Origin of the sequence: Pseudomonas sp. WS 5010 (assembly GCF_012985565.1) — a bacterium.
Taxonomy (GTDB): Bacteria; Pseudomonadota; Gammaproteobacteria; order Pseudomonadales; family Pseudomonadaceae; genus Aquipseudomonas.
Genome location: NZ_JAAQWQ010000005.1, coordinates 511,661 through 531,893, shown reverse-complemented (window position 1 = coordinate 531,893; position 20,233 = coordinate 511,661). Strand labels below are relative to the sequence as shown.

General features: G+C 62.8%; 12 protein-coding genes. 5 read left to right on the top strand and 7 right to left on the bottom strand.

What is annotated here, in order from left to right:
- Positions 1 to 25: 25 nt before the first annotated feature.
- From HBO11_RS19370 to HBO11_RS19360, 3 genes are all read right to left on the bottom strand, one after another.
- Entirely contained in the window at positions 26 to 967 is a 942-nt protein-coding gene (locus HBO11_RS19370) for a rhodanese-related sulfurtransferase (RefSeq protein ID WP_169952764.1), read from the bottom strand.
- 205 nt (positions 968 to 1,172) lie between these two features.
- Positions 1,173 to 1,472, bottom strand: coding sequence for a BolA family protein (locus HBO11_RS19365; RefSeq protein WP_115127821.1), 300 nt, complete (start codon positions 1,470 to 1,472; stop codon positions 1,173 to 1,175).
- 3 nt (positions 1,473 to 1,475) lie between these two features.
- Complete coding sequence (locus tag HBO11_RS19360; RefSeq protein ID WP_115127820.1) at positions 1,476 to 1,991, bottom strand: DUF2059 domain-containing protein; 516 nt, start codon at positions 1,989 to 1,991, stop codon at positions 1,476 to 1,478.
- A gap of 194 nt (positions 1,992 to 2,185) precedes the next feature.
- Between HBO11_RS19360 and HBO11_RS19355 the strand changes: the two genes are divergently transcribed.
- On the top strand, positions 2,186 to 3,574 hold the full coding sequence (locus HBO11_RS19355) for a class II fumarate hydratase (RefSeq protein ID WP_169952765.1): 1,389 nt from the start codon (positions 2,186 to 2,188) through the stop codon (positions 3,572 to 3,574).
- 105 nt (positions 3,575 to 3,679) lie between these two features.
- On the opposite strand, the gene HBO11_RS19350 is transcribed toward HBO11_RS19355, so the two are convergent.
- The 4 genes from HBO11_RS19350 to HBO11_RS19335 form a co-directional block, all read right to left on the bottom strand.
- The gene (locus tag HBO11_RS19350; RefSeq protein WP_169952766.1) at positions 3,680 to 4,642 is read right to left on the bottom strand and encodes a DMT family transporter; all 963 of its coding nucleotides are present in this window, start codon (positions 4,640 to 4,642) and stop codon (positions 3,680 to 3,682) included.
- 268 nt (positions 4,643 to 4,910) lie between these two features.
- Positions 4,911 to 6,095 carry a thiolase family protein gene (locus tag HBO11_RS19345; RefSeq protein ID WP_169952767.1) on the bottom strand — a complete coding sequence of 395 codons (1,185 nt, stop codon included), beginning with the start codon at positions 6,093 to 6,095 and terminating at the stop codon, positions 4,911 to 4,913.
- Between the two features lie 101 nt (positions 6,096 to 6,196).
- Positions 6,197 to 7,714, bottom strand: a complete 1,518-nt coding sequence (pap, locus tag HBO11_RS19340; protein ID WP_169952768.1) for a polyphosphate:AMP phosphotransferase — start codon at positions 7,712 to 7,714, stop codon at positions 6,197 to 6,199.
- A 90-nt stretch (positions 7,715 to 7,804) separates the two neighbouring features.
- Complete coding sequence (locus tag HBO11_RS19335) at positions 7,805 to 12,595, bottom strand: NEL-type E3 ubiquitin ligase domain-containing protein (RefSeq protein ID WP_170058940.1); 4,791 nt, start codon at positions 12,593 to 12,595, stop codon at positions 7,805 to 7,807.
- Positions 12,596 to 12,789: 194 nt separating this feature from the next.
- Between HBO11_RS19335 and mnmC the strand changes: the two genes are divergently transcribed.
- The 4 genes from mnmC (at position 12,790) to HBO11_RS19315 (ending at position 20,174) form a co-directional block, all read left to right on the top strand.
- On the top strand, positions 12,790 to 14,787 hold the full coding sequence (gene mnmC / locus HBO11_RS19330) for a bifunctional tRNA (5-methylaminomethyl-2-thiouridine)(34)-methyltransferase MnmD/FAD-dependent 5-carboxymethylaminomethyl-2-thiouridine(34) oxidoreductase MnmC (protein ID WP_169952770.1): 1,998 nt from the start codon (positions 12,790 to 12,792) through the stop codon (positions 14,785 to 14,787).
- Between the two features lie 510 nt (positions 14,788 to 15,297).
- Positions 15,298 to 17,070, top strand: a complete 1,773-nt coding sequence (locus tag HBO11_RS19325) for an N-acetylglutaminylglutamine amidotransferase (RefSeq protein ID WP_169952772.1) — start codon at positions 15,298 to 15,300, stop codon at positions 17,068 to 17,070.
- Between the two features lie 3 nt (positions 17,071 to 17,073).
- Positions 17,074 to 18,819, top strand: a complete 1,746-nt coding sequence (gene ngg, locus HBO11_RS19320) for an N-acetylglutaminylglutamine synthetase (RefSeq protein ID WP_169952774.1) — start codon at positions 17,074 to 17,076, stop codon at positions 18,817 to 18,819.
- A gap of 170 nt (positions 18,820 to 18,989) precedes the next feature.
- Positions 18,990 to 20,174 carry an osmoprotectant NAGGN system M42 family peptidase gene (locus HBO11_RS19315; protein ID WP_115127811.1) on the top strand — a complete coding sequence of 395 codons (1,185 nt, stop codon included), beginning with the start codon at positions 18,990 to 18,992 and terminating at the stop codon, positions 20,172 to 20,174.
- The last annotated feature ends 59 nt before the right edge of the window (positions 20,175 to 20,233 follow it).

Below are 20,233 nucleotides of genomic sequence, written 5' to 3'. Positions count from 1 at the left end.
CATAGAGCAGGCGCGCAGACATGGTTCAAGCCTCGGTGGATGATTGCTTGTAGTTGTAACCAATCGGGTGCGGCATGTTGCGGGCCTTGGCCAGCTCGATCTGCTTCTGACGGTCGATCGCACTGCGACGGGTCTTCTCGGACAGCTTATCCCAGCAGTGCGGGCAACTGATGCCGGCCACGTAATGCTCGGATGCGCGGTCCTCTACGCTAACCGGAGTACGGCAGGCATGACATTGATCGTAGTCACCTTCGCTCAAGTCGTGGCGCACGGTCACGCGGTTATCGAAAACAAAGCAGTCGCCCTGCCACTTGGTCTCTTCCTGGGGCACTTCTTCGAGGTATTTGAGGATGCCGCCCTTGAGGTGATACACCTCATCGAAGCCCTCGCTGAGCATATAGCTCGAGGCTTTTTCACAACGAATGCCGCCGGTGCAGAACATGGCGACTTTCTTGTGCCGGGCCGGGTCGAAGTTAGCTTTGATGTAGTCGGGAAATTCGCGAAAACTCGTAGTCTTCGGGTCGATTGCGCCTTCAAAGGTGCCGATCGACACTTCATAGTCGTTACGGGTATCGATCAACAGCACTTCTGGATCGCTGATTAACGCGTTCCAGTCTTGTGGATCAACGTAGGTCCCGACTTTCTTGTTCGGGTCGACGCCTTCGACGCCCAGGGTCACGATCTCTTTTTTCAGCTTGACCTTGGTGCGGTAGAACGGCTGCTCGTCGCAGTACGACTCTTTGTGATCGATATCGACCATGCGTGGGTCGTTCTTCAGCCAGGCCATCAGGCCATCAATGCCTTCGCGGCTGCCGGAAACGGTACCGTTGATGCCTTCTTCGGCGATCAGCAAGGTGCCCTTGATGCCGTTGTCGACCATGGCCTGCAACAGCGGCTCGCGCAGGGCCACGTAATCTTCGAGGGTGACGAACTTATACAGTGCCGCCACGACGATGAGTTGTGTCATGGGTGTTCTCTCCAGGTGGCTACCCTCGTAAAGGGTGAACCGGATGCAAAAAAAACGCGCCGACTAAGCGGCGCGTTGCGGATTCTAGCAAAACATAGGCCTTTGTAGGAGCCGGCTTGCCGGCGATGGCGGCGGGTCAGCCACTGAGGGTGGCGCCTGGTTAACCGCTATCGCCGGCAAGCCGGCTCCTACAGAACGGTGGGTGTCAGTGCTTGCTACCGCCAGCGCAGGTCGGCGAGGCCGGGGCTGCGTCGGTTTTTGCCCATTCTTCAGGCGTGTAGGTGTGCAGCGCCAGCGCATGGAACTCGCTCATCAGGTCACCCAACGTGGCGTAGACCTTCTGATGGCGCTTGACCCGGTTGAGCCCCTCGAACTGCTGGCTGACCAGCACGGCCTTGAAATGCGTCTGCAATCCACGGCTGTGCATATGGCTTTCGTCCAGCACACTCAGGTGTTCCGGGCTCAGGGCGGCAAGTGCCGATTCGATACGCTGCTGCATGGTCATTGCTTACTTCTTCTTGGCGGGTGCGGCTTTGGGGGTCAGCTCGTTGGTCATGTCTTCCAACAGCTTGTTCACGACAGGTACCGCGCTTTCCAGCTTGGCCTGGGTCAGTTGGGCCGATTGCTGGGTCAGTTGCGGCATTTTCTCCAAAACTTTCTTGCCCAGTGGCGACTTGTAGAAGGCAACCAGGTCTTTGAGTTCGGACTCGCTGAAGTTGCTGGTGTACAGCTTGACCATGTCCGGCTTGAGCTTGTTCCAGCCAATGGCCTGGTCCAGGGCGGCGTTGGCCTTGGCCTGGTAGGTGTCCAGAACGGTTTGCTTGGCGGCAGGCGCCTTGGTCTGCTCGAAGCGCTGGGCGAACATTTGTTGCACTTGCATGTACACCGGGGTGCCCAGCTTGTCTGCGTGAGCCAGGGTCAGGAAGGCTTCGGCACTGGCGTTGTGGCTGGCGGTATCGGCAAGAACCTGGCCGCTGGCACAGACCAGAGCAACCGCGGTACAGATGGCACGAAGACGAGTCATCGAGTTTCCTTTTCTAGCAGGCGAGGTAAGACCCCAAGGGCGACCATTCTGCGCCTAAAAAACGCCGGCACTCAACCCCACGCCTTGTAGGGCCTGGTTTTGCGAGGGTTTGCCCGATGAAATGGCTTTTATGGAACCCAAACGTGCCGCCAGGGCCTAAACTGCGCAAACCGACTACAAGGAGAGTCCCTGCGATGAGCCGTATCGAAACCGACAGCCTGGGCGAAGTACAAGTCCCGGATGACGCTTACTGGGGCGCACAGACCCAGCGTTCACTGGTCAATTTCGCCATCGGCGAGCAACGCATGCCACTGGCGGTACTCCACGCCCTGGTCCTGATCAAGAAAGCTGCAGCGCGGGTCAACGACCGCAACGGCGACCTGCCCGCCGACATCGCCCGGCTGATCGAACAGGCTGCTGATGAAGTGCTCGACGGCAAGCATGATGACCAGTTCCCGCTGGTGGTCTGGCAGACCGGCAGTGGCACCCAGAGCAACATGAACGCCAACGAAGTGATCGCCGGCCGTGCCAACGAGCTGTCGGGCAAGGCCCGTGGCGGCAAGAGCCCGGTGCACCCCAACGATCACGTCAACCGTTCCCAGAGCTCCAACGATTGCTTCCCCACCGCCATGAGCATCGCCACCGTGCAGGCGGTGCACGAGCAATTGCTGCCGGCGCTGCGTGAGCTGTCCGGCGGGCTGGCGGAGTTGTCGGCGCGCCATATGAAGCTGGTCAAGACCGGCCGCACCCATATGATGGATGCCACGCCCATCACCTTTGGCCAGGAGGTCTCGGCGTTTATCGCGCAACTGGATTATGCCGAGCGCGCCATTCGCAGCGCCCTGCCCGCCGTCTACGAACTGGCCCAGGGCGGCACGGCGGTCGGCACCGGCCTGAACTCGCCCCATGGCTTTGGCGAGGCGATTGCCGCAGAAATCGCCGCGTTGTCCGGGTTGCCGTTTGTCACCGCGCCCAACAAGTTCGCCGCACTGTCGGGCCATGAGCCGCTGACCACCCTGTCTGGCGCCCTGAAGACCCTGGCCGTGGCCTTGATGAAAATCGCCAACGACCTGCGCCTGCTGGGCTCGGGCCCACGTGCGGGGCTGGCCGAAGTGCGCTTGCCGGCCAATGAGCCGGGCAGCTCGATCATGCCCGGCAAGGTCAACCCGACCCAGTGCGAAGCGCTGTCGATGCTGGCCTGCCAGGTGCTGGGCAACGACGTGACCATCGGCATTGCCGCCAGCCAAGGGCATTTGCAGTTGAACGTGTACAAGCCGGTGATTATCCACAACCTGCTGGAGTCGATCCGTTTGCTGGCCGACGGCTGCCGCAACTTCCAGGAGCATTGCATCGCCGGCCTTGAGCCCGACGCCGAGCAAATGGCCGCGCACCTGGAGCGTGGCTTGATGCTGGTGACGGCGTTGAACCCGCATATCGGCTATGACAAGTCGGCGCAGATTGCCAAGAAGGCCTATACCGAAGGGCTGACACTGCGCGAAGCCGCGCTGGAGCTGGGCTACCTCACCGATGCCGAGTTCGACCAGTGGGTACGCCCGGAAAACATGCTCGAAGCCGGGCACTGATCCCCTCTCCTGTAGGAGCCGGCTTGCCGGCGAAAAACGTCAACGATAACGCGGGGTGACTGATGCCCCGCGTTGCCCTTGGGTTTTTCGCCGGCAAGCCGGCTCCTACAGAGGTTGTATCAACCTTGCGCGCCGGGCCTTGAGCCCGGCGATCAAGGACGGCGCCAGCGCCACCGACGCTGACCCCAGCACCACCAGCACCGCACCGCCGTAACCCAGGCCGTTGATCTGCTCGGCATGCACATAGTCGGGCCACAACCACGCCGCGATCGCCACAGCGACAAAAGTCACCAACGGGGTGATTGCCAGGGTCGCACTGACCCGCGACGCCTCCCAGTGGGCCAGGGCCTCGGCAAATGCGCCATAGGCAATCAGCGTATTGAAGCAGCACGCCAGCAACAGCCAGCCTTGCAAGGGGCTCAGTTGCAGCGCCTCCATGGGATGCACCCACGGCAACAGGAGAAACGCGCAACACAGGTAAATCACCATCATCACCTGCAACGAATTCCACACCGTCAGCAACTGCTTCTGGCCCAGGGCGTAGAACACCCAGATGGTGGTCGCCAGCAGAATCGTCAGCACCCCGGCGGTGTAGGTGCCCAGGGACGTCAACAGCTCCGCCAGGCGCTGGTTGAAGAACAGCCCAAAGCCGATGATCAATACCAGCAAGCCAACGCCCTGCCCCAGGCTGAAACGCTCCTTGAACAGGAACACACTGGCAATCATCAAGAAGATCGGCCCCATCTGCACCACCAGTTGCGCCGTGCCGGGGCTCAACATCTTCAGCCCGACCAGGTAGAGCACGTAGTTGCCCAGCAGGCCGCACACCGCCATCGCCACCAGCCAGCCACCGCGCTTGCCCAGGACTTTCGGGCTGGGCAGGCGCTTGACCGCGGCCAGGTAGACGAACAGGCAACTGCCGGACACCATCAGGCGAAACCAGGTCACGGTGATCGGGTCCATCACCTGCAGTACCTGTTTGAGCTTGATCGGCAAAATGCCCCAGAGCAGCGCGGTCAGCAGGGTCAGGGATAAGCCGTAGACCCAGCGGCCGGAAGAGATGTGCATGAGTGCCCCAAGAGCCAGAGGTAGAGGAACCCGCATTCTAGGGGGATGTGGGTAAACCTTGGCGAAGTTTTTTATCAGGCACACCACAAACCAACTGTGGGAGTGGGCTTGTCGGATCGCCGTATCGCCGCGAAGACGTCGGCCCAGTAAACATTGATGTTGACTGACCCACTGCTTTCGCGAGCAAGCCCGCTCCCACAGGGGATCTGCGCTTAACTGACTGGCATTAAGGCAAGCCCCCCACATTTGATCTGCGGTGTTTAATAGATCAGCGCACGGCTTCAAACAACCCGGTCGCCCCCATCCCGCCGCCGACGCACATGGTGACGATGCCATAGCGCAAATTGCGCCGTTGCAGCTCCCGTACCAGATGCCCCACCTGCCGCGAGCCGGTCATGCCGAACGGATGGCCGATGGAGATCGAGCCGCCATTGACGTTGTACCGGGCATTGTCGATCTCCAGGCGATTGCGCGCATACAGGCACTGCGAAGCAAACGCCTCGTTGAGTTCCCACAGGTCGATGTCCGCCACTTGCAGGCCACGGGCCTTGAGCAATTTGGGCACCGAGAACACCGGGCCGATGCCCATCTCGTCCGGCTCACAACCGGCAACGGTAAAGCCACGGAAAAACGCCTTGGGCTTGAGCCCCAGTTCCAGGGCTTTTTCCAGGCTCATCACCAGGGTCATCGATGCGCCATCGGACAATTGCGACGAGTTTCCCGCTGTCACCGAGCCGTCCTCGGCAAACACTGGCTTGAGCCCGCTCAGGCTGGCCAGGGTGGTGTCCGGGCGGTTGCAGTCGTCGCGGTCGACCACGCCATCGAGAATCTGCACCTGGCCAGTGTTCTTATCCTCGACCTTGTACTTGACCGCCATGGCCACGATTTCATCGTCAAACAACCCGTCGGCCTGGGCCTGGGCGGTGCGTTGCTGGCTTTGCAAGGCGTACAGGTCCTGCTCCTCGCGGCTGACGTTATAGCGGCGGGCGACAATCTCGGCGGTCTGGCCCATGGGGAAATAGATGCCCGGCACCTGCTCCTTGAGCAAAGGGTTGATCAGGTTGTCGGTATTCACGCTCTTCATCGTCAGGCTGATGGACTCGACGCCACCGGCGACAATGATGTCGCTGCACCCCGAGGCAATCTGGTTGGCCGCAATGGCAATCGCCTGTAGCCCTGAGGAGCAGAAACGGTTGAGGGTCATGCCGGCGGTGCCGGTGCCCAGGCGCGACAGCACCGCCACGTTGCGACCGATGTTGTAGCCCTGGGCGCCTTCGTTGGAGCCGGCACCGACAATGCAATCCTCGACACTGGCCGGGTCGATGCCGCTGCGGCTCAGCAGCGCATTGACGCAATGCGCGGCCATGTCATCGGGGCGGGTCTGGTTGAACTTGCCGCGAAAGGACTTGGCCAGGCCGGTTCGCACGCTGTCGACGATCACTACTTCACGCATGGGCTACCTCAATCTTGTCGTTGTTGGGAGACAGATCGAGGATAGATCCAGCGCCGGGTGATCGCGACGATCATTCACCTGGCGTATGCAAAAGCATGGCGCTATTTGTGCTTCTTCTTTTTGTCGTGCTTGTCAGACTTGGCGAACGCCTCTTCCAGCGCCAGGTTGATGGTGCGCAACACCTTGACCCGCGCCCAGCGCTTGTCATTGGCTTCCACCAGGGTCCAGGGCGCGATCTCGGTGCTGGTGCGATCCACCATGTCGCCCACCGCCGCCCGGTAGGCATCCCACTTGTCGCGGTTGCGCCAGTCGTCTTCGGTGATCTTGAAGCGTTTGAACGGAATTTCTTCCCGGGCCTGGAAGCGCTCCAGCTGGGTCTGTTTATCGATGGCCAGCCAGAACTTGACCACGATCACCCCGGAATCGCGCAGTTGCTCCTCGAAATCGTTGATCTCGGCGTAGGCGCGCATCCAGTCGGCCGTGGTGCAAAAGCCTTCGATGCGCTCTACCAGCACGCGGCCGTACCAGGAGCGGTCAAACACCGTGAACATGCCCCGCGCCGGGATCTGCCGCCAGAAGCGCCACAAATATGGCTGGGCGCGTTCGTCTTCAGTAGGCGCGGCAATCGGCACGATGCGGTACTGGCGTGGGTCCAGCGCCGCCGCGACCCGGCGGATCGCCCCGCCCTTGCCCGCCGCGTCGTTCCCTTCAAAAACCGTGACCAGCGCGTGCTTGCGCATGCGCTTGTCACGCATCAGGCCCGAGAGCCGCGCCTGTTCGGTAATCAGTTGCTCTTCGTAGTCGTCCTTTTCCAGGCGCTGGGTCATGTCCAGGCTGTCGAGCAGGCTCATCTGGTCCACCGACGACGGCAATGGCGCCGGCTGGATCCCGCTGGCCCTGGCCTTGGGCACCTTGAGGGCATTTTGCAGGCCCTCCAGGAGGATCTTGCCCACGGTCAGGCCGCGGTAATTGGCGTCCACGCCTTCGATCACATGCCAGGGCGCATAGTCACGGCTGGTGCGGCGCAGCACGCGCTCACCGAAATGCACAAACTTGTCGTAGGTCTCGGACTGCTGCCAGTCCAGCGGGCTGATGCGCCAGCTATGCAGCGGGTCGTCCTGCAGGGCCTTGAGCCGCGCCTTCATTTGTTTCTTGGACAGGTGGAACCAGAACTTGAAAATCAGCGCCCCTTCATCGCAGAGCATCTGCTCCAGGCGTTCGGCCCCGGCAATGGCCTGGTCCAGGCGCGCATCCTTGATCTGGCCGTGGACCCGCGCCTGCAACATCTGGCTGTACCAGTTGCCGAAAAACACCCCCATGCGCCCCTTGGCCGGCAATTGCCGCCAGTAGCGCCAGGCCGGTGGGCGGGCCAGTTCTTCGTCGGTCTGCTGGTCGAAGGTGCGCACCTCGATCAGGCGCGGGTCCATCCACTCATTGAGCAGCTTGACGGTTTCACCCTTGCCGGCGCCCTCGATGCCATTGATCAGCACGATGACCGGGAAGCGCCCCTGCTGGTGCAACTCGAACTGCGCCTCCAGCAAAGCTTCCCGCAAGGCCGGGACTTCAGCGTCGTAAGTGTCCTTATCGACGGCGTGACCGATTTCGGCAGATTCAAACATGGGCGACTCCCTTCCAAGATGGATCAAGACTAGCGGATTGGGCAGCGTGGCGGGCAAGGAATTCCAGGCCACTTGCCGTGGATCAATGGCTCAGCCCTCGGGCACATGGCAGATGCCCAGGTCCTGGTGTTTCAGCATCTGTAGGGTCAGGCGCTCTACCACCTCGGCGATGGCCTGCCGGCGTGGGGCCTGCAGGTCTTGCATTTGCCTGAGGTAGTCGCCGTCGGTGAGGTTCTGGCTGTTCTCGAAGAGCAGTTGCTGCTGTACATCAAAAGGTTCAGTCGCGGCCAGGAAGGTGCTGGGAAATTGCTGCTTGAGATGGGTTTTCCAGAATGACAGTTGCGTCAAAAACTGCAGGAGTGCAGGTGACAGCTCGGCCGTGCGCACCTGGGAATGGGCGAGTGCCAGCCCTTCGGGGGTCACATTGGCAATCGACACATACTGCGCGTATTTGGGTTGCCTCGGCAGCTCCAACTCCTTGGCCAACCCCATGCGAAACGCCAGGCTGACCTCCAGCGGATCCTCGCTGGCATGCTCGGCCGCATAGCCCAGGGCAATTTTTTCCAACTCGCCCAGGCGAAACAGGCGCCGGCCCAGGCTCAGGAATCCGCCGGGGCTGCCCTGCCTGCGTCCGGCCTGTAGCATCGCCTGCTCGACCTCGATCAAGACTTCGATCTGGCTGAAAATATCAGCGGCTCCATCGCCACAATTCACCGGATGCGCCGCCAGCTGAAACACCCGCTCGCGCAGCTCGATACTGTCATGGCTCGACTGCAAGACGTCCCACACCCGCCGGCTCAAATCCTCGCGCACATGCCGGCTGTCAGCGGTCCTGGACAATTGCGCAAGCAACTCGAACAGCGGCGCGCAGTCCGGGTCATCGCGCAGGTTGGCCCAGATGCCGCGCTTGATCGCATTGCGATTGGCCACTTCATCCGGCAGCCACAACGCCCGGGCTTTCAACTCGGTGAAGCGCGATTGATCGTCATCGACATAGCCCATGCCAATACCCACCGCCTCGCGGTAGCGCGTGAGCGCCGTCACCGCCGAGGTGGACAACGGGTTGCCCGCCAGGTTGAGTGCCTGGCTGAAACTGCGGGTGGCGCTAAACAGCCATTCGGGCAGCAGGGTGATCCAGTTGTCGCGCAGGTCCACCTGGTCCAGATAGGCCAGGCGCCCGAGCCCGGAGGGCACGTCGACGATGCGGGTATCCTGTAGCAACAGCGTATGCAAGCCGCGCATGGCGCTGACATCCAGGTGCCCTTCCACCGGGTTGTGGCTCAGGTCCAACAGCTGCAACGTGCTCATATCGGCGAGCTTGCGCCGGGTGTATTCGGTCAACGCCAACTGATTGTGGGACAACGACAGGCTGCCCAGATCAGGCATGCGCGACAGATATTCCGGCAACCGGGTCAGGCGGTTACGGTCCAGGTCCAGGCGGCGCAGCCCCTTGAAGCACTTGAGGAAATAAGCCACGTCATCACCCAGGCGCATATTGCGCAGTGACAGGCGCTGCACATGGTCGAAGCGAATTTCAGGCGGCAGGTTCGGCAACGAGCCCACGCGCATCCCGTCCAGGGACAGGCCAGCAACGGGCAGCTCGCGCTCATTGGGCATAAAGCTCTGCTGGCGCCAGCAGGCCTCGATACGCTCGGCCACTTGCTGGCGGCTCTGGCGGATGTTCCTCAGGCCCGGTTGCTGCTCCAAGCCGCCGATGTCGTTTTTCCAGTGTTTGAGTACCGCACGCAGGCGCCCAAGCTCGGCGCGCAGACGCTCTACCGCATGGGCACGAGCAAGTTCGTCGGCCCCCAGGCCCTGCAGCAACGCAGAGGCTTGAGCCTGCGTGAACAGCGGATAAAGCCACTGCAACTTGCGCACCAGGGGCGAGTTTTGGGTAATAGAGCCGGTGGGTGAATCCGCCACACGGCAAGGTGCTTGCACTGCCTGGGGCTCCAGTGCCCCATCGGAAAACGCCTCGGCGGCGCGATCACGCTCACTCTGGGCCCTGGCGGCAATCAAGCGGCGCAACCGCCATCCATGCTCGGCCTGCGCCTGGGGCCTGCCCAGGGTGCTTGCGTCTTCAATGGCCTCAAATAGCCCGTCCACTCCAGAACGCACACTCCCCAGGCTCAGGCCACTGGCATCGAACGCCTGGAACCCTGCAGCCGTACGCACCACCACCAGCCGCACACTGGCACCTTCGACGGCGCCCACGGCCAGTAACGCCCCCTGGGGTGAATCTGCGCGCATCTCCAGGTGCAGCCGGGGATCCCAACCCTCGACGCGCGGCAGCGTGCGCACCGCCACGCACTGGGTGTCGAGGCCGGCCAATTCCGGCTGTTCGAAACCGGCCAAGGCGCGGTCCAGGCGTTGTTCGGCCAGCGCAGCACGCACCGCCTCTGCCAGGCCCATGGGCACTCGCTGCTGCTCGCGCAGCAACTCGAGCTCCACCGACGAGGCGCGCGCCATCAACTCGCGCATCACCCTGGACGGCAATTGCGCATAGGTGCTGCGCAGTACCGCCCACTCCTCGGGCACTGGCCCGTCGTAGGCCTGGTACATCTGCTCAAACAGCGGCTTGCGATCCGCCTTGAGGTGCGCCAGTAAGCGCCGCGCCAACACCCCATGTTGCTGGTCGGCAGCAACGTCCTCCCCCAACAGGGCGAGTTTTTGCGATTCGTCGAGCTCCGACAGCAGCACATCAAACACTTGCCCTTCAGCCACTGCATGCTGCGTGATTGGCAGCCGATGAGTGCCACTAGCGGGGTAACGCGCCGTCACCGCGCCCTGCGCATCCACCACCTCGAAATAGCGTCCCTCGGGCCAACCCGGCAACAGCGCCAAGGCCTGCATCTGCGCGGTCGCGTGTTCGGCGTTGAGGTACACACCACGCTCCAGCAGCCAGATCAGGTCGCGAATCGATTGCTCCACCCGGAACCGCTCATACACATCACGAAAGCGCGCGGGAAAGGGCAAGCACTCGCGAGCCAGGTGGTACGCCCAGGGGGGCTGCATATCCAGGATGTCGCTGACCAGGCGCAGCTTGCGCGAATCCAGGTGGGGGTGACGACTGCCGGGCTCCAGGCGCGAGAACAGGTAATCCTGGTCCTCCCAGCGTTCAGGCTGTTCGAATGCAAAGCGCCAGGCGCCCTCGCCGTTGTGCAGGAGCGCAGGGCGATAGGCATCCTGGCGTGTCGGATGGAGGGCGTGCCATTGGCCCAGCTTGGCGTCAAAGGCAATCCGATGAACGAAACCGACCACTTTGACGTAGCAATGGCCGCCAATCCGGTAGATGCCTTCTGCGTCCGCCATCACGTTCTCGGGCAACTGCTGACGGTGCGCGTACCGGGCAATATCGGGCCGCCAGAGCCGCAGATGTCCATCGGTCGAACGCACCGCTTCCAGCTCCGCAAAAAAGCGCCCCATGCTCAACTGCGCACGCTTCAACACGTTGCCCACCACTTTGGCGCCGGCTGCGAACACCACCATCGAGGTGATACTTTGCGCCACCGCTCCCAGTTGCCTGAGCGCCTCGCCCTTGTCCCCCCGCCGCCAGTCCTCGATGCCGTCATACACCTCGCCGAGCAGTTGCCCCACCGCCACGCCCGTCATCAGCAGGGCCAAGGCCGGGACGACAAAACCGGCGAGGTTGAGCAAGGTCAATCCAGCCTCCAGATACTCCATCAGGCGCTGCTTGCGCACCTCTTCGTCCACGTCCGCCACGGGCACCGCCAGCGTGCGCGCATCGATCTGCAACTTGCCCACGTAAGTACTGAAAAAGTGCCTGGCCAGGCTCACCATGACGGGCCGGGCCTCCAGCACGCCAAGGCTGCGGTGCTCGTCGAATCGCGAGAAAAACCCCACCCGGTCAACCTCCCCCAGGTAGCCGGTAAAGAAGCGCCGATAGCTGCTCACTTCCAGCTTCAGTTCCAGGTAAACCTTGAAGTCGTTGAGGGATGGGTACTCGAAAAACGGCCGCTGCGGTTCATTGGGCATGTAGACCACACAAGGCTGCTGGGGGTATTCGCCAATCGGGCGGGCCGAAAACACCAGCACGCTCCACAGGCAGCAATCGCGTGCATTGAGGCCTTGCCAGAGCACGGGGCGCCCCTGGTACAGCTGGCTCTTCGCCGCGGCCGGGCTGAGGTCCTGCTCCAGCAATGCGCACAACATGGCGTAGGTTTCGCGGCTGATATCGCCGCGCATCAGGGCGATATGGGCATCGATCTTTACGTCCAGGGTTTTCATCCGGCCGATCGACAGCGCCACGTCACTGGCAACGCCCTCGTCGCGATCGAGGTGGAACACCTCATTGATGTGCTGCTGGTACCGACGCCCGAGGTCGAGCGACCGGCAACCTTCGGCAAACTCATGGGGCGCAACGCCGATAACGCTGCGGTCTTGCGCTTGCAGCCGCGACTCGACGGGATATCGCTCGGCAAGGGCCTCATCCGCCGAAAAGTTCTGCATGGCCCTATGCAACAGGCTCTGTTTTTCCAGGCGCACGGTGCGCTCATACTCGCGCGGCAACACATCTGCCTGATACTCGTAGAAGGCCCGGATAAACAGGTCCTTTTTTGGCTCCAGCGTGACCTGCCACTGCGCCTGGCCGTAGGCCTGCAACTGCTCGCTGCAAAACTCGTCCAGACTGCGCAATGCCTGCAAGTGCTGCGTGACGCCAGCCTTGGCCTCTTCAACATACGCCGCGTCCCGCTCCAGCGCCTCCAGCAACCCTGGCGGGGAATTGATCATCCAGCCCGGCAGGCGCTGTTGCAGGACCTGGGCCTTGGCCAGGTCGCCAGTCATCTCCAGCAAGGCAGCTTGCAACTGCTGCCGGGTCAATTGAGTGAATGTGTGGGTCAAATCAGCCTGTGCCTGCATGCGCAATGTTCCTTATTGCCATGGATCAAAACACCACGATACCCGCTGCGCCATGCTCGATTAACGCTGATTCCTGATCGCTGGCGCGCCATTGCAGAGGTTTTTTGCATGGATCAAATAGCCGGCTAACACCCGCGCCAACCCTGGCCCCCGTGATCGACTAGAATGGCCGCCTTGCCTTTGCCGAGTTGCCCATGAACCCCGTACAGCCCAATGCCCAGCTCGACTGGGACGACCAGGGACGCCCGCGCTCGCGGGTGTTCGACGACGTGTATTTTTCCGACCAGTCGGGCCTGGAAGAAACCCGCTACGTGTTCCTTGAACAGAACCGCCTGCAAGAGCGCTTTGCCGCGCTGCCGGTGGGTGGGCGCCTGGTGATCGGGGAAACGGGGTTTGGCACCGGGTTGAATTTTCTGTGTGCCTGGCAACTGTTTGCACAGCACGCGACGCCGGGGGCGCGCCTGCATTTTGTCAGTGTGGAAAAGTACCCGCTGAGCCACGCCGACCTGCAACGCGCCCTCGCCCTCTGGCCAGAGCTCAAACCGTTGGCCGAGCAATTGCTGGCGCAGTACATCGCCATCCACCCGGGTTTCCAGCGCCTGGTCCTGGATAACGGGCGGGTGACGCTGACGCTGCTGATCGGCGATGCCCTGGAGCAACTGCCGCAGCTCGACGCCCAGATCGACGCCTGGTTCCTCGATGGTTTTGCCCCGGCGAAAAACCCCGAGATGTGGACCGCCGAGCTGTTCGCCGAACTGGCGCGCCTGGCTGCCCCCGGCTCGACCATCAGCACCTTCACCAGCACCGGCTGGGTACGGCGCCTGCTCAATGGCGCCGGGTTCAAGATGAAACGCACGCCGGGCATCGGCCATAAGTGGGAAATCCTGCGCGGTGAGTTTCTTGGCTGGCCGGCCGACGCGGCGCCAGTTGCGGCGATCAAGCCGTGGTTCGCCAGGCCACCGGCCCCCAAAGGCGAACGGCGGGCCCTGGTGATCGGCGGCGGCATGGCCGGTTGCGCCAGCGCGGCCAGCCTCGCCGCACGGGGCTGGCAAGTCAGCCTGCTGGAACGGCATGCCGGCCTGGCCCAAGAGGCCTCGGGCAATCCGCAAGGGGTGCTCTACCTCAAGCTGTCGGCCCATGGCACGGCCCTTTCGCAGATGATTGTCAGCGGGTTCGGGCATACCCGGCGCCTGCTGGAACACTTGCAACGGGGGGTGGATTGGGACGGTTGTGGCGTGCTGCAACTGGCGTTCAATGCCAAGGAGGCCGAACGCCAGGCGCAACTGGCCCAGGCATTTGCCCCTGACTTGCTGCACCTGCTGGACCGGGATCAGGCCCAGGCCCGCGCCGGGATTGGCCTGGAGCATGGCGGGCTGTTTTTCCCCGAGGGCGGCTGGGTGCATCCGCCGGCGTTGTGCCAGTGGCAGGCAAGTCAGCCGGGGATCACGGTGCATGTGCATCATCAAGTGTTGGCGCTGCGCAAAGTCAACGATCAATGGCAGGCCTGGGACGGCGACCGGTTGCTGGCCAGCGCCCCCGTGGTGGTGCTGGCCGGGGCGGCCGAGGTCAAGCAGTTTGCCGCCAGCGCCGAGCTGCCCCTCAAGCGCATTCGCGGGCAGATCACCCGCTTGCCACAGACTGCCGCCAGCCAGGCATTGGCTACCGTGGTCTGCGCCGAAGGCTATGTGGCACCGGCCCGCCTGGGCGAACATACCCTGGGCGCCAGCTTTGATTTCAAGAGCGATGACCTGACCCCCACCGTCGCCGAGCACGCGGGGAACCTGGAACTGTTGCAGGAAATCTCCCCCGACCTGGCCCAGCGCCTGCGCACCGCCATGCTCGACCCGCACACCCTGAAGGGCCGCGCGGCGTTTCGCTGCACCAGCCCGGACTATCTGCCGATTGTCGGGCCACTGGCCGATCCCCAAGCCTTCGCCCTGGCCTTTGCCGCCCTGCGCAAGGACGCCCGCCACACACCAGACACCGCCTGCCCATGGTTGGACGGCCTGTACGTCAACAGCGGCCACGGTTCACGGGGCCTGATCACCGCGCCGCTGTCGAGTGAACTGCTGGCGGCATGGCTGGACAACGAACCGCTGCCCCTGCCCCGCAGCGTGGCCGAGGCCTGTCATCCCAACCGTTTTGCGCTGCGGGCGTTGATTCGCAGCAACGTGGCAAAAACACCTGGCTAAGCTCGCGGCCCGCCACTTTCGGCATACGCCTGCTCAATGGCCAGGAGCACCTGGGAATCAGCGTTGACCAGCCAGGTCGGCAGCCGGTCTTACAAGACCTGCGCCTTGTCCAGGTCACCGGTGAGATCCAGCAGCGTTGCCATCAATTCGTCCTGAGTCACAGGTTCGACAACCTGGCTCAAATGACCTGTTTGCGTGATTCACAACGTTCCTTCATTGCATTGTTCAATGACGCCAGACGATAAGCCCACGCTCGCCTTGAAAAGGTTCAAATAGCTGGGGAGTTGCCTGGCGAAACACCCCATTATTTGCATCTGAGCTCGACCTAATTACCCCCCGTTTCACCCACGCCCCGCAAGCCGCGGCGTGGCCCGCGACACAAGCAGGCCGTTTGCCATATAACTTATTGATCTAAAACTCCCCCTATAGCCACGGGTCAGTCCTTGGGTACCCGCCGTTTTGGCGCGTGCATGTTTGCCCCTCCCCAACGGAAAAACCGGTAAGGACTTTATGTGCGGATTAGCTGGAGAACTGCGTTTCGATCATCAACCTGCCGACCTGGCAGCGGTGGAACGAATCACCCATCACTTGGCGCCACGCGGACCTGACGCGTGGGGCTTCCATGCCCAAGGGCCAATTGCCCTGGGCCATCGTCGCCTGAAAATCATGGACCTGTCGGACGGCTCGGCCCAACCGATGGTCGACGCCCAACTGGGCCTGTCCCTGGCGTTCAATGGCGCGATCTACAACTTCCCGGAGTTGCGTACCGAGCTTGAAGCCCTGGGCTACGCCTTCTATTCGGGCGGTGACACCGAAGTGCTGCTCAAGGGCTATCACGCCTGGGGCGAAGCCTTGCTGCCCAAGCTCAATGGCATGTTTGCCTTTGCCATCTGGGAGCGCGACAGCCAGCGCCTGTTCATCGCCCGCGACCGCCTGGGCGTCAAGCCGTTGTACCTGTCGCGCACCGGCCAGCGCCTGCGCTTTGCCTCGGCATTGCCGGCGTTGCTCAAGGGCGGTGATATCAACCCGATCCTCGACCCGGTGGCGCTCAATCACTACCTGAATTTCCACGCCGTGGTGCCGGCACCGCGCACCTTGCTGGCGGGCATCGAAAAACTGCCGCCGGCCACCTGGATGCGTATCGAGGCCAACGGTGCCACCGAGCAGAAAACCTGGTGGACCCTGCCCTACGGCCCCCATGACGATGAAAAACACCTGACCCTGGAAGACTGGACCGACCGCGTGCTCGACAGCACCCGCGAAGCCGTGGCCATTCGCCAACGGGCGGCGGTGGATGTGGGCGTGTTGCTGTCAGGCGGTGTGGATTCGAGCCTGCTGGTGGGCCTGCTGCGTGAAGTCGGGGTGCAGGACCTGTCGACCTTCTCCATCGGTTTTGAAGATGCCGGCGGCGAGCGTGGCGATGAGTTCCAGTACTCCGACCTGATCGCCAAGCATTACGGCACCCGACACCACCAACTGCGCATCGCCGAAAGCGAGATCATCGAGCAGTTGCCGGCCGCGTTCCGTGCCATGAGCGAGCCGATGGTCAGCCATGACTGCATTGCCTTCTACCTGCTGTCGCGGGAAGTGGCCAAGCATTGCAAGGTGGTGCAAAGCGGCCAGGGCGCCGATGAACTGTTCGCCGGTTACCACTGGTACCCTCAGGTGGACGGCGCCAGCGACCCTTACGCGGCTTACCGCGAGGCCTTCTTCGACCGCAGCTACGACGACTACGCGGCCACCGTGGCCCCGCAATGGCTGACTGCCAATGACGCCGCCGGCGACTTCGTGCGCGAGCATTTCGCCCAACCTGGCGCCGAGGCGCCTGTGGATAAGGCCCTGCGCCTGGACAGCACGGTGATGCTGGTGGATGACCCGGTCAAGCGTGTGGATAACATGACCATGGCCTGGGGCCTGGAAGCGCGCACGCCGTTTCTCGACTACCGCCTGGTGGAGTTGTCGGCGCGGGTGCCGGGCCGATTCAAGCTGCCGGACGGCGGCAAGCAAGTGCTCAAGGAAGCCGCGCGCCGGGTCATCCCCAGCGCGGTGATCGACCGCAAGAAGGGCTACTTCCCGGTGCCCGGCCTCAAGCACTTGCAGGGCGATACCTTGAACTGGGTGCGTGACCTGCTGCTGGATCCGAGCCAGGACCGTGGCTTGTTCAACCCGGCGATGCTCGACCGCCTGCTCACCGACCCCCAAGGGCAACTGACGCCGCTGCGCGGCTCCAAGCTGTGGCAATTGGCAGCGCTGAACCTGTGGCTCAGCGAACAAGGAATCTGATTGATGAAACCTCACGCCACGGCCTACAGCCAACGCCTGCTGCGCGGCCAGGCGCCGTCCTACGAACGCCTGCAAGCGCGCCTGGCCGAAGACGGCAGCGAACCGAGCGCGCAACCGATTGCCGTGCATTGCGGGTGGGGCCGGCTGTTGATCGGCCATACCTTCCCCGACCCGGCGAGCCTGGCCCTGGAGCTGCTCAACGAGCAGCCGGGAGAACGGGATATCGCCCTGTATGTGGCCGCGCCCCAGCAGATCCTGGGGATCGATCCGCAACAGTTGTTCCTCGACCCCTCCGACACCTTGCGCCTGTGGTTCACCGACTACCGCCCGGCCACCCGGGTGTTTCGCGGCTTTCGCATTCGCCGCGTCCAGAGCGAAGCCGACTGGCAGGCGGTCAATCGCCTGTACCAGGGGCGCGGTATGTTGCCGGTGGATGCCAACCTGCTGACCCCGCGCCACCAGGGTGGCCCGGTGTACTGGCTGGCCGAGGATGAAGACAGCGGCGCAGTGATCGGCAGCGTCATGGGCCTCAATCATCAAAAGGCCTTCCATGATCCGGAAAGCGGCAGCAGCCTCTGGTGCCTGGCCGTGGACCCGCAATGCTCGCGGCCTGGCGTCGGCGAAGTGCTGGTGCGCCACCTGATCGAGCACTTTATGAGCCGCGGCCTGAGTTACCTGGACCTGTCGGTATTACACGACAATCGCCAGGCAAAAAGCCTGTACGCCAAGCTCGGCTTTCGTGCGCTCACCACGTTTGCCATCAAGCGCAAGAACGGCATCAACCAGCCGCTGTTCCTCGGGCCGGGGCCGCAGGCGGGGTTCAACCCCTATGCGCGCATCATTGTCGAAGAAGCGCACCGACGCGGGATTGATGTGCAGGTGGACGATGCCGCAGCCGGGTTGTTCACCCTCAGTCATGGCGGGCGCCGGGTGCGCTGCCGTGAGTCGTTGAGCGACCTGACCAGTGCGATCAGCATGACCCTGTGCCAGGACAAAAGCCTGACCCATAAAGTATTGAGCGCCGCCGGCTTGAAATTGCCAGCGCAACAACTGGCGGCCAGCGCCGACGATAACCTGGAGTTTCTCGACGAACACCAGCGCATCGTCGTCAAGCCCCTGGACGGTGAACAGGGCCAAGGCGTGGCCGTGGACTTGCAGACCATCGAAGAAGTGCAAGGCGCCATCGAGGCGGCGCGCCAGTTTGACTCGCGGGTATTGCTCGAGAGTTTCCACGAAGGCCTGGACCTGCGCATCCTGGTGATCGGCTTTGAAGTGGTGGCCGCCGCGATCCGCCGCCCGGCCCAGGTGATCGGTGACGGCAAGCATAGCGTCGGCGCCTTGATCGAGGCGCAAAGCCGCCGACGCCAGGCGGCCACCGATGGCGAAAGCCGGATCCCCCTGGACGACGAAACCCTGCGCACCTTAAAGGCAGCGGGTTACGACTACGACAGCATCCTGCCTTCGGGCGAAGTGCTGGCGGTGCGGCGTACCGCCAACCTGCACACCGGGGGTTGCCTGGAAGATGTCACGGCGACGCTGCATCCGACGCTGGTGGATGCAGCGGTGCGTGCGGCGCGCGCCCTGGATATTGCGGTGGTCGGCCTGGACCTTATGGTGCCGGCCGCTGACCAGCCGGAGTACGTATTTATCGAAGCCAACGAACGCGCAGGATTGGCCAACCATGAACCACAGCCCACGGCAGAACGGTTTGTGGATTTGTTGTTTCCCCACAGCCAAACCACGGCTTGAGACACGAGCTGTCTGGACGGGGCTCATCGCGGGCAAGCCCGCTCCCACAGATTGATGTGTGAACACATTTAAAGGTGGGAGCTGGCTTGCCTGCGATGGGGCCGGCCGAGGCAACACATACCCAGCCCCTCATCGAAACCATCGATGCCCTCAACTCATCAGGAGTTTCCATGACCCGAACCATCCCCGAACCGGATCTCAACTACCTGCAGAAAGTGCTGCTGGAAATGCTCGCCATCCCCAGCCCCACCGGGTTTACCGACACCATCGTGCGCTACGTCGCCGAGCGCCTGGAAGAGCTGGGCATCCCCTTTGAGATGACCCGGCGCGGCACCATCCGCGCCACCCTCAAGGGCCAGAAAAACAGCCCGGACCGCGCGGTTTCCGCGCACCTGGACACCATCGGCGCCGCCGTGCGGGCGATCAAGGACAATGGCCGCCTTACCCTGGCCCCGGTGGGCTGCTGGTCCAGCCGTTTTGCCGAGGGCAGCCGCGTCAGCCTGTTCACCGACAATGGCGTGATCCGTGGCAGCGTCCTGCCACTGATGGCCTCCGGGCACGCGTTCAATACCGCAGTGGATGAAATGCCAATCAGTTGGGACCATATCGAACTGCGCCTGGACGCCTACTGCGCCACCCGCGCCGATTGCGATTCCCTGGGGATCAGCGTCGGTGATTTCGTGGCCTTCGACCCGCTGCCGGAATTTACCGAAAGCGGCCATATCAGCGCCCGCCACCTGGATGACAAAGCCGGCGTCGCAGCCTTGCTCGCGGCCCTCAAGGCCATCGTCGACAGTGGCGAACCGTTGCTGATCGACTGTCACCCGCTGTTCACCATCACCGAAGAAACCGGCAGTGGCGCGGCCGCCGCCTTACCCTGGGATGTCAGCGAATTCGTCGGCATCGACATTGCCCCGGTCGCCCCCGGCCAGCATTCCAGCGAGCATGCAGTAAGCGTGGCGATGCAGGACTCTGGCGGCCCGTACGACTATCACCTGTCCCGCCACTTGCTGCACCTGGCGGCGGAAAACGACCTGCCGGTACGCCGTGACCTGTTTCGCTATTACTTCAGCGACGCGCACTCGGCGGTCACCGCCGGCCACGATATCCGCACCGCGTTGCTGGCCTTTGGCTGCGATGCGACCCACGGCTACGAGCGCACCCATATCGACAGCCTCGCCGCCTTGAGCCGCCTTCTGGGCGCCTACATCCTCAGCCCGCCGGTATTTGCCAGCGATGCGCAACCGGCCCAGGGCTCCCTGGACCGCTTCAGTCATCAACTGGAACATGAAACACAAATGGAGAGCGACACCCGTGTGCCCTCGGTGGACAGCCTCGTCGGACAGAAATCCTGAGGCTGGCAACTATGATCCCGGCACAGTAGGATCGCCGGGATCCACCATTTGAGGCTTGT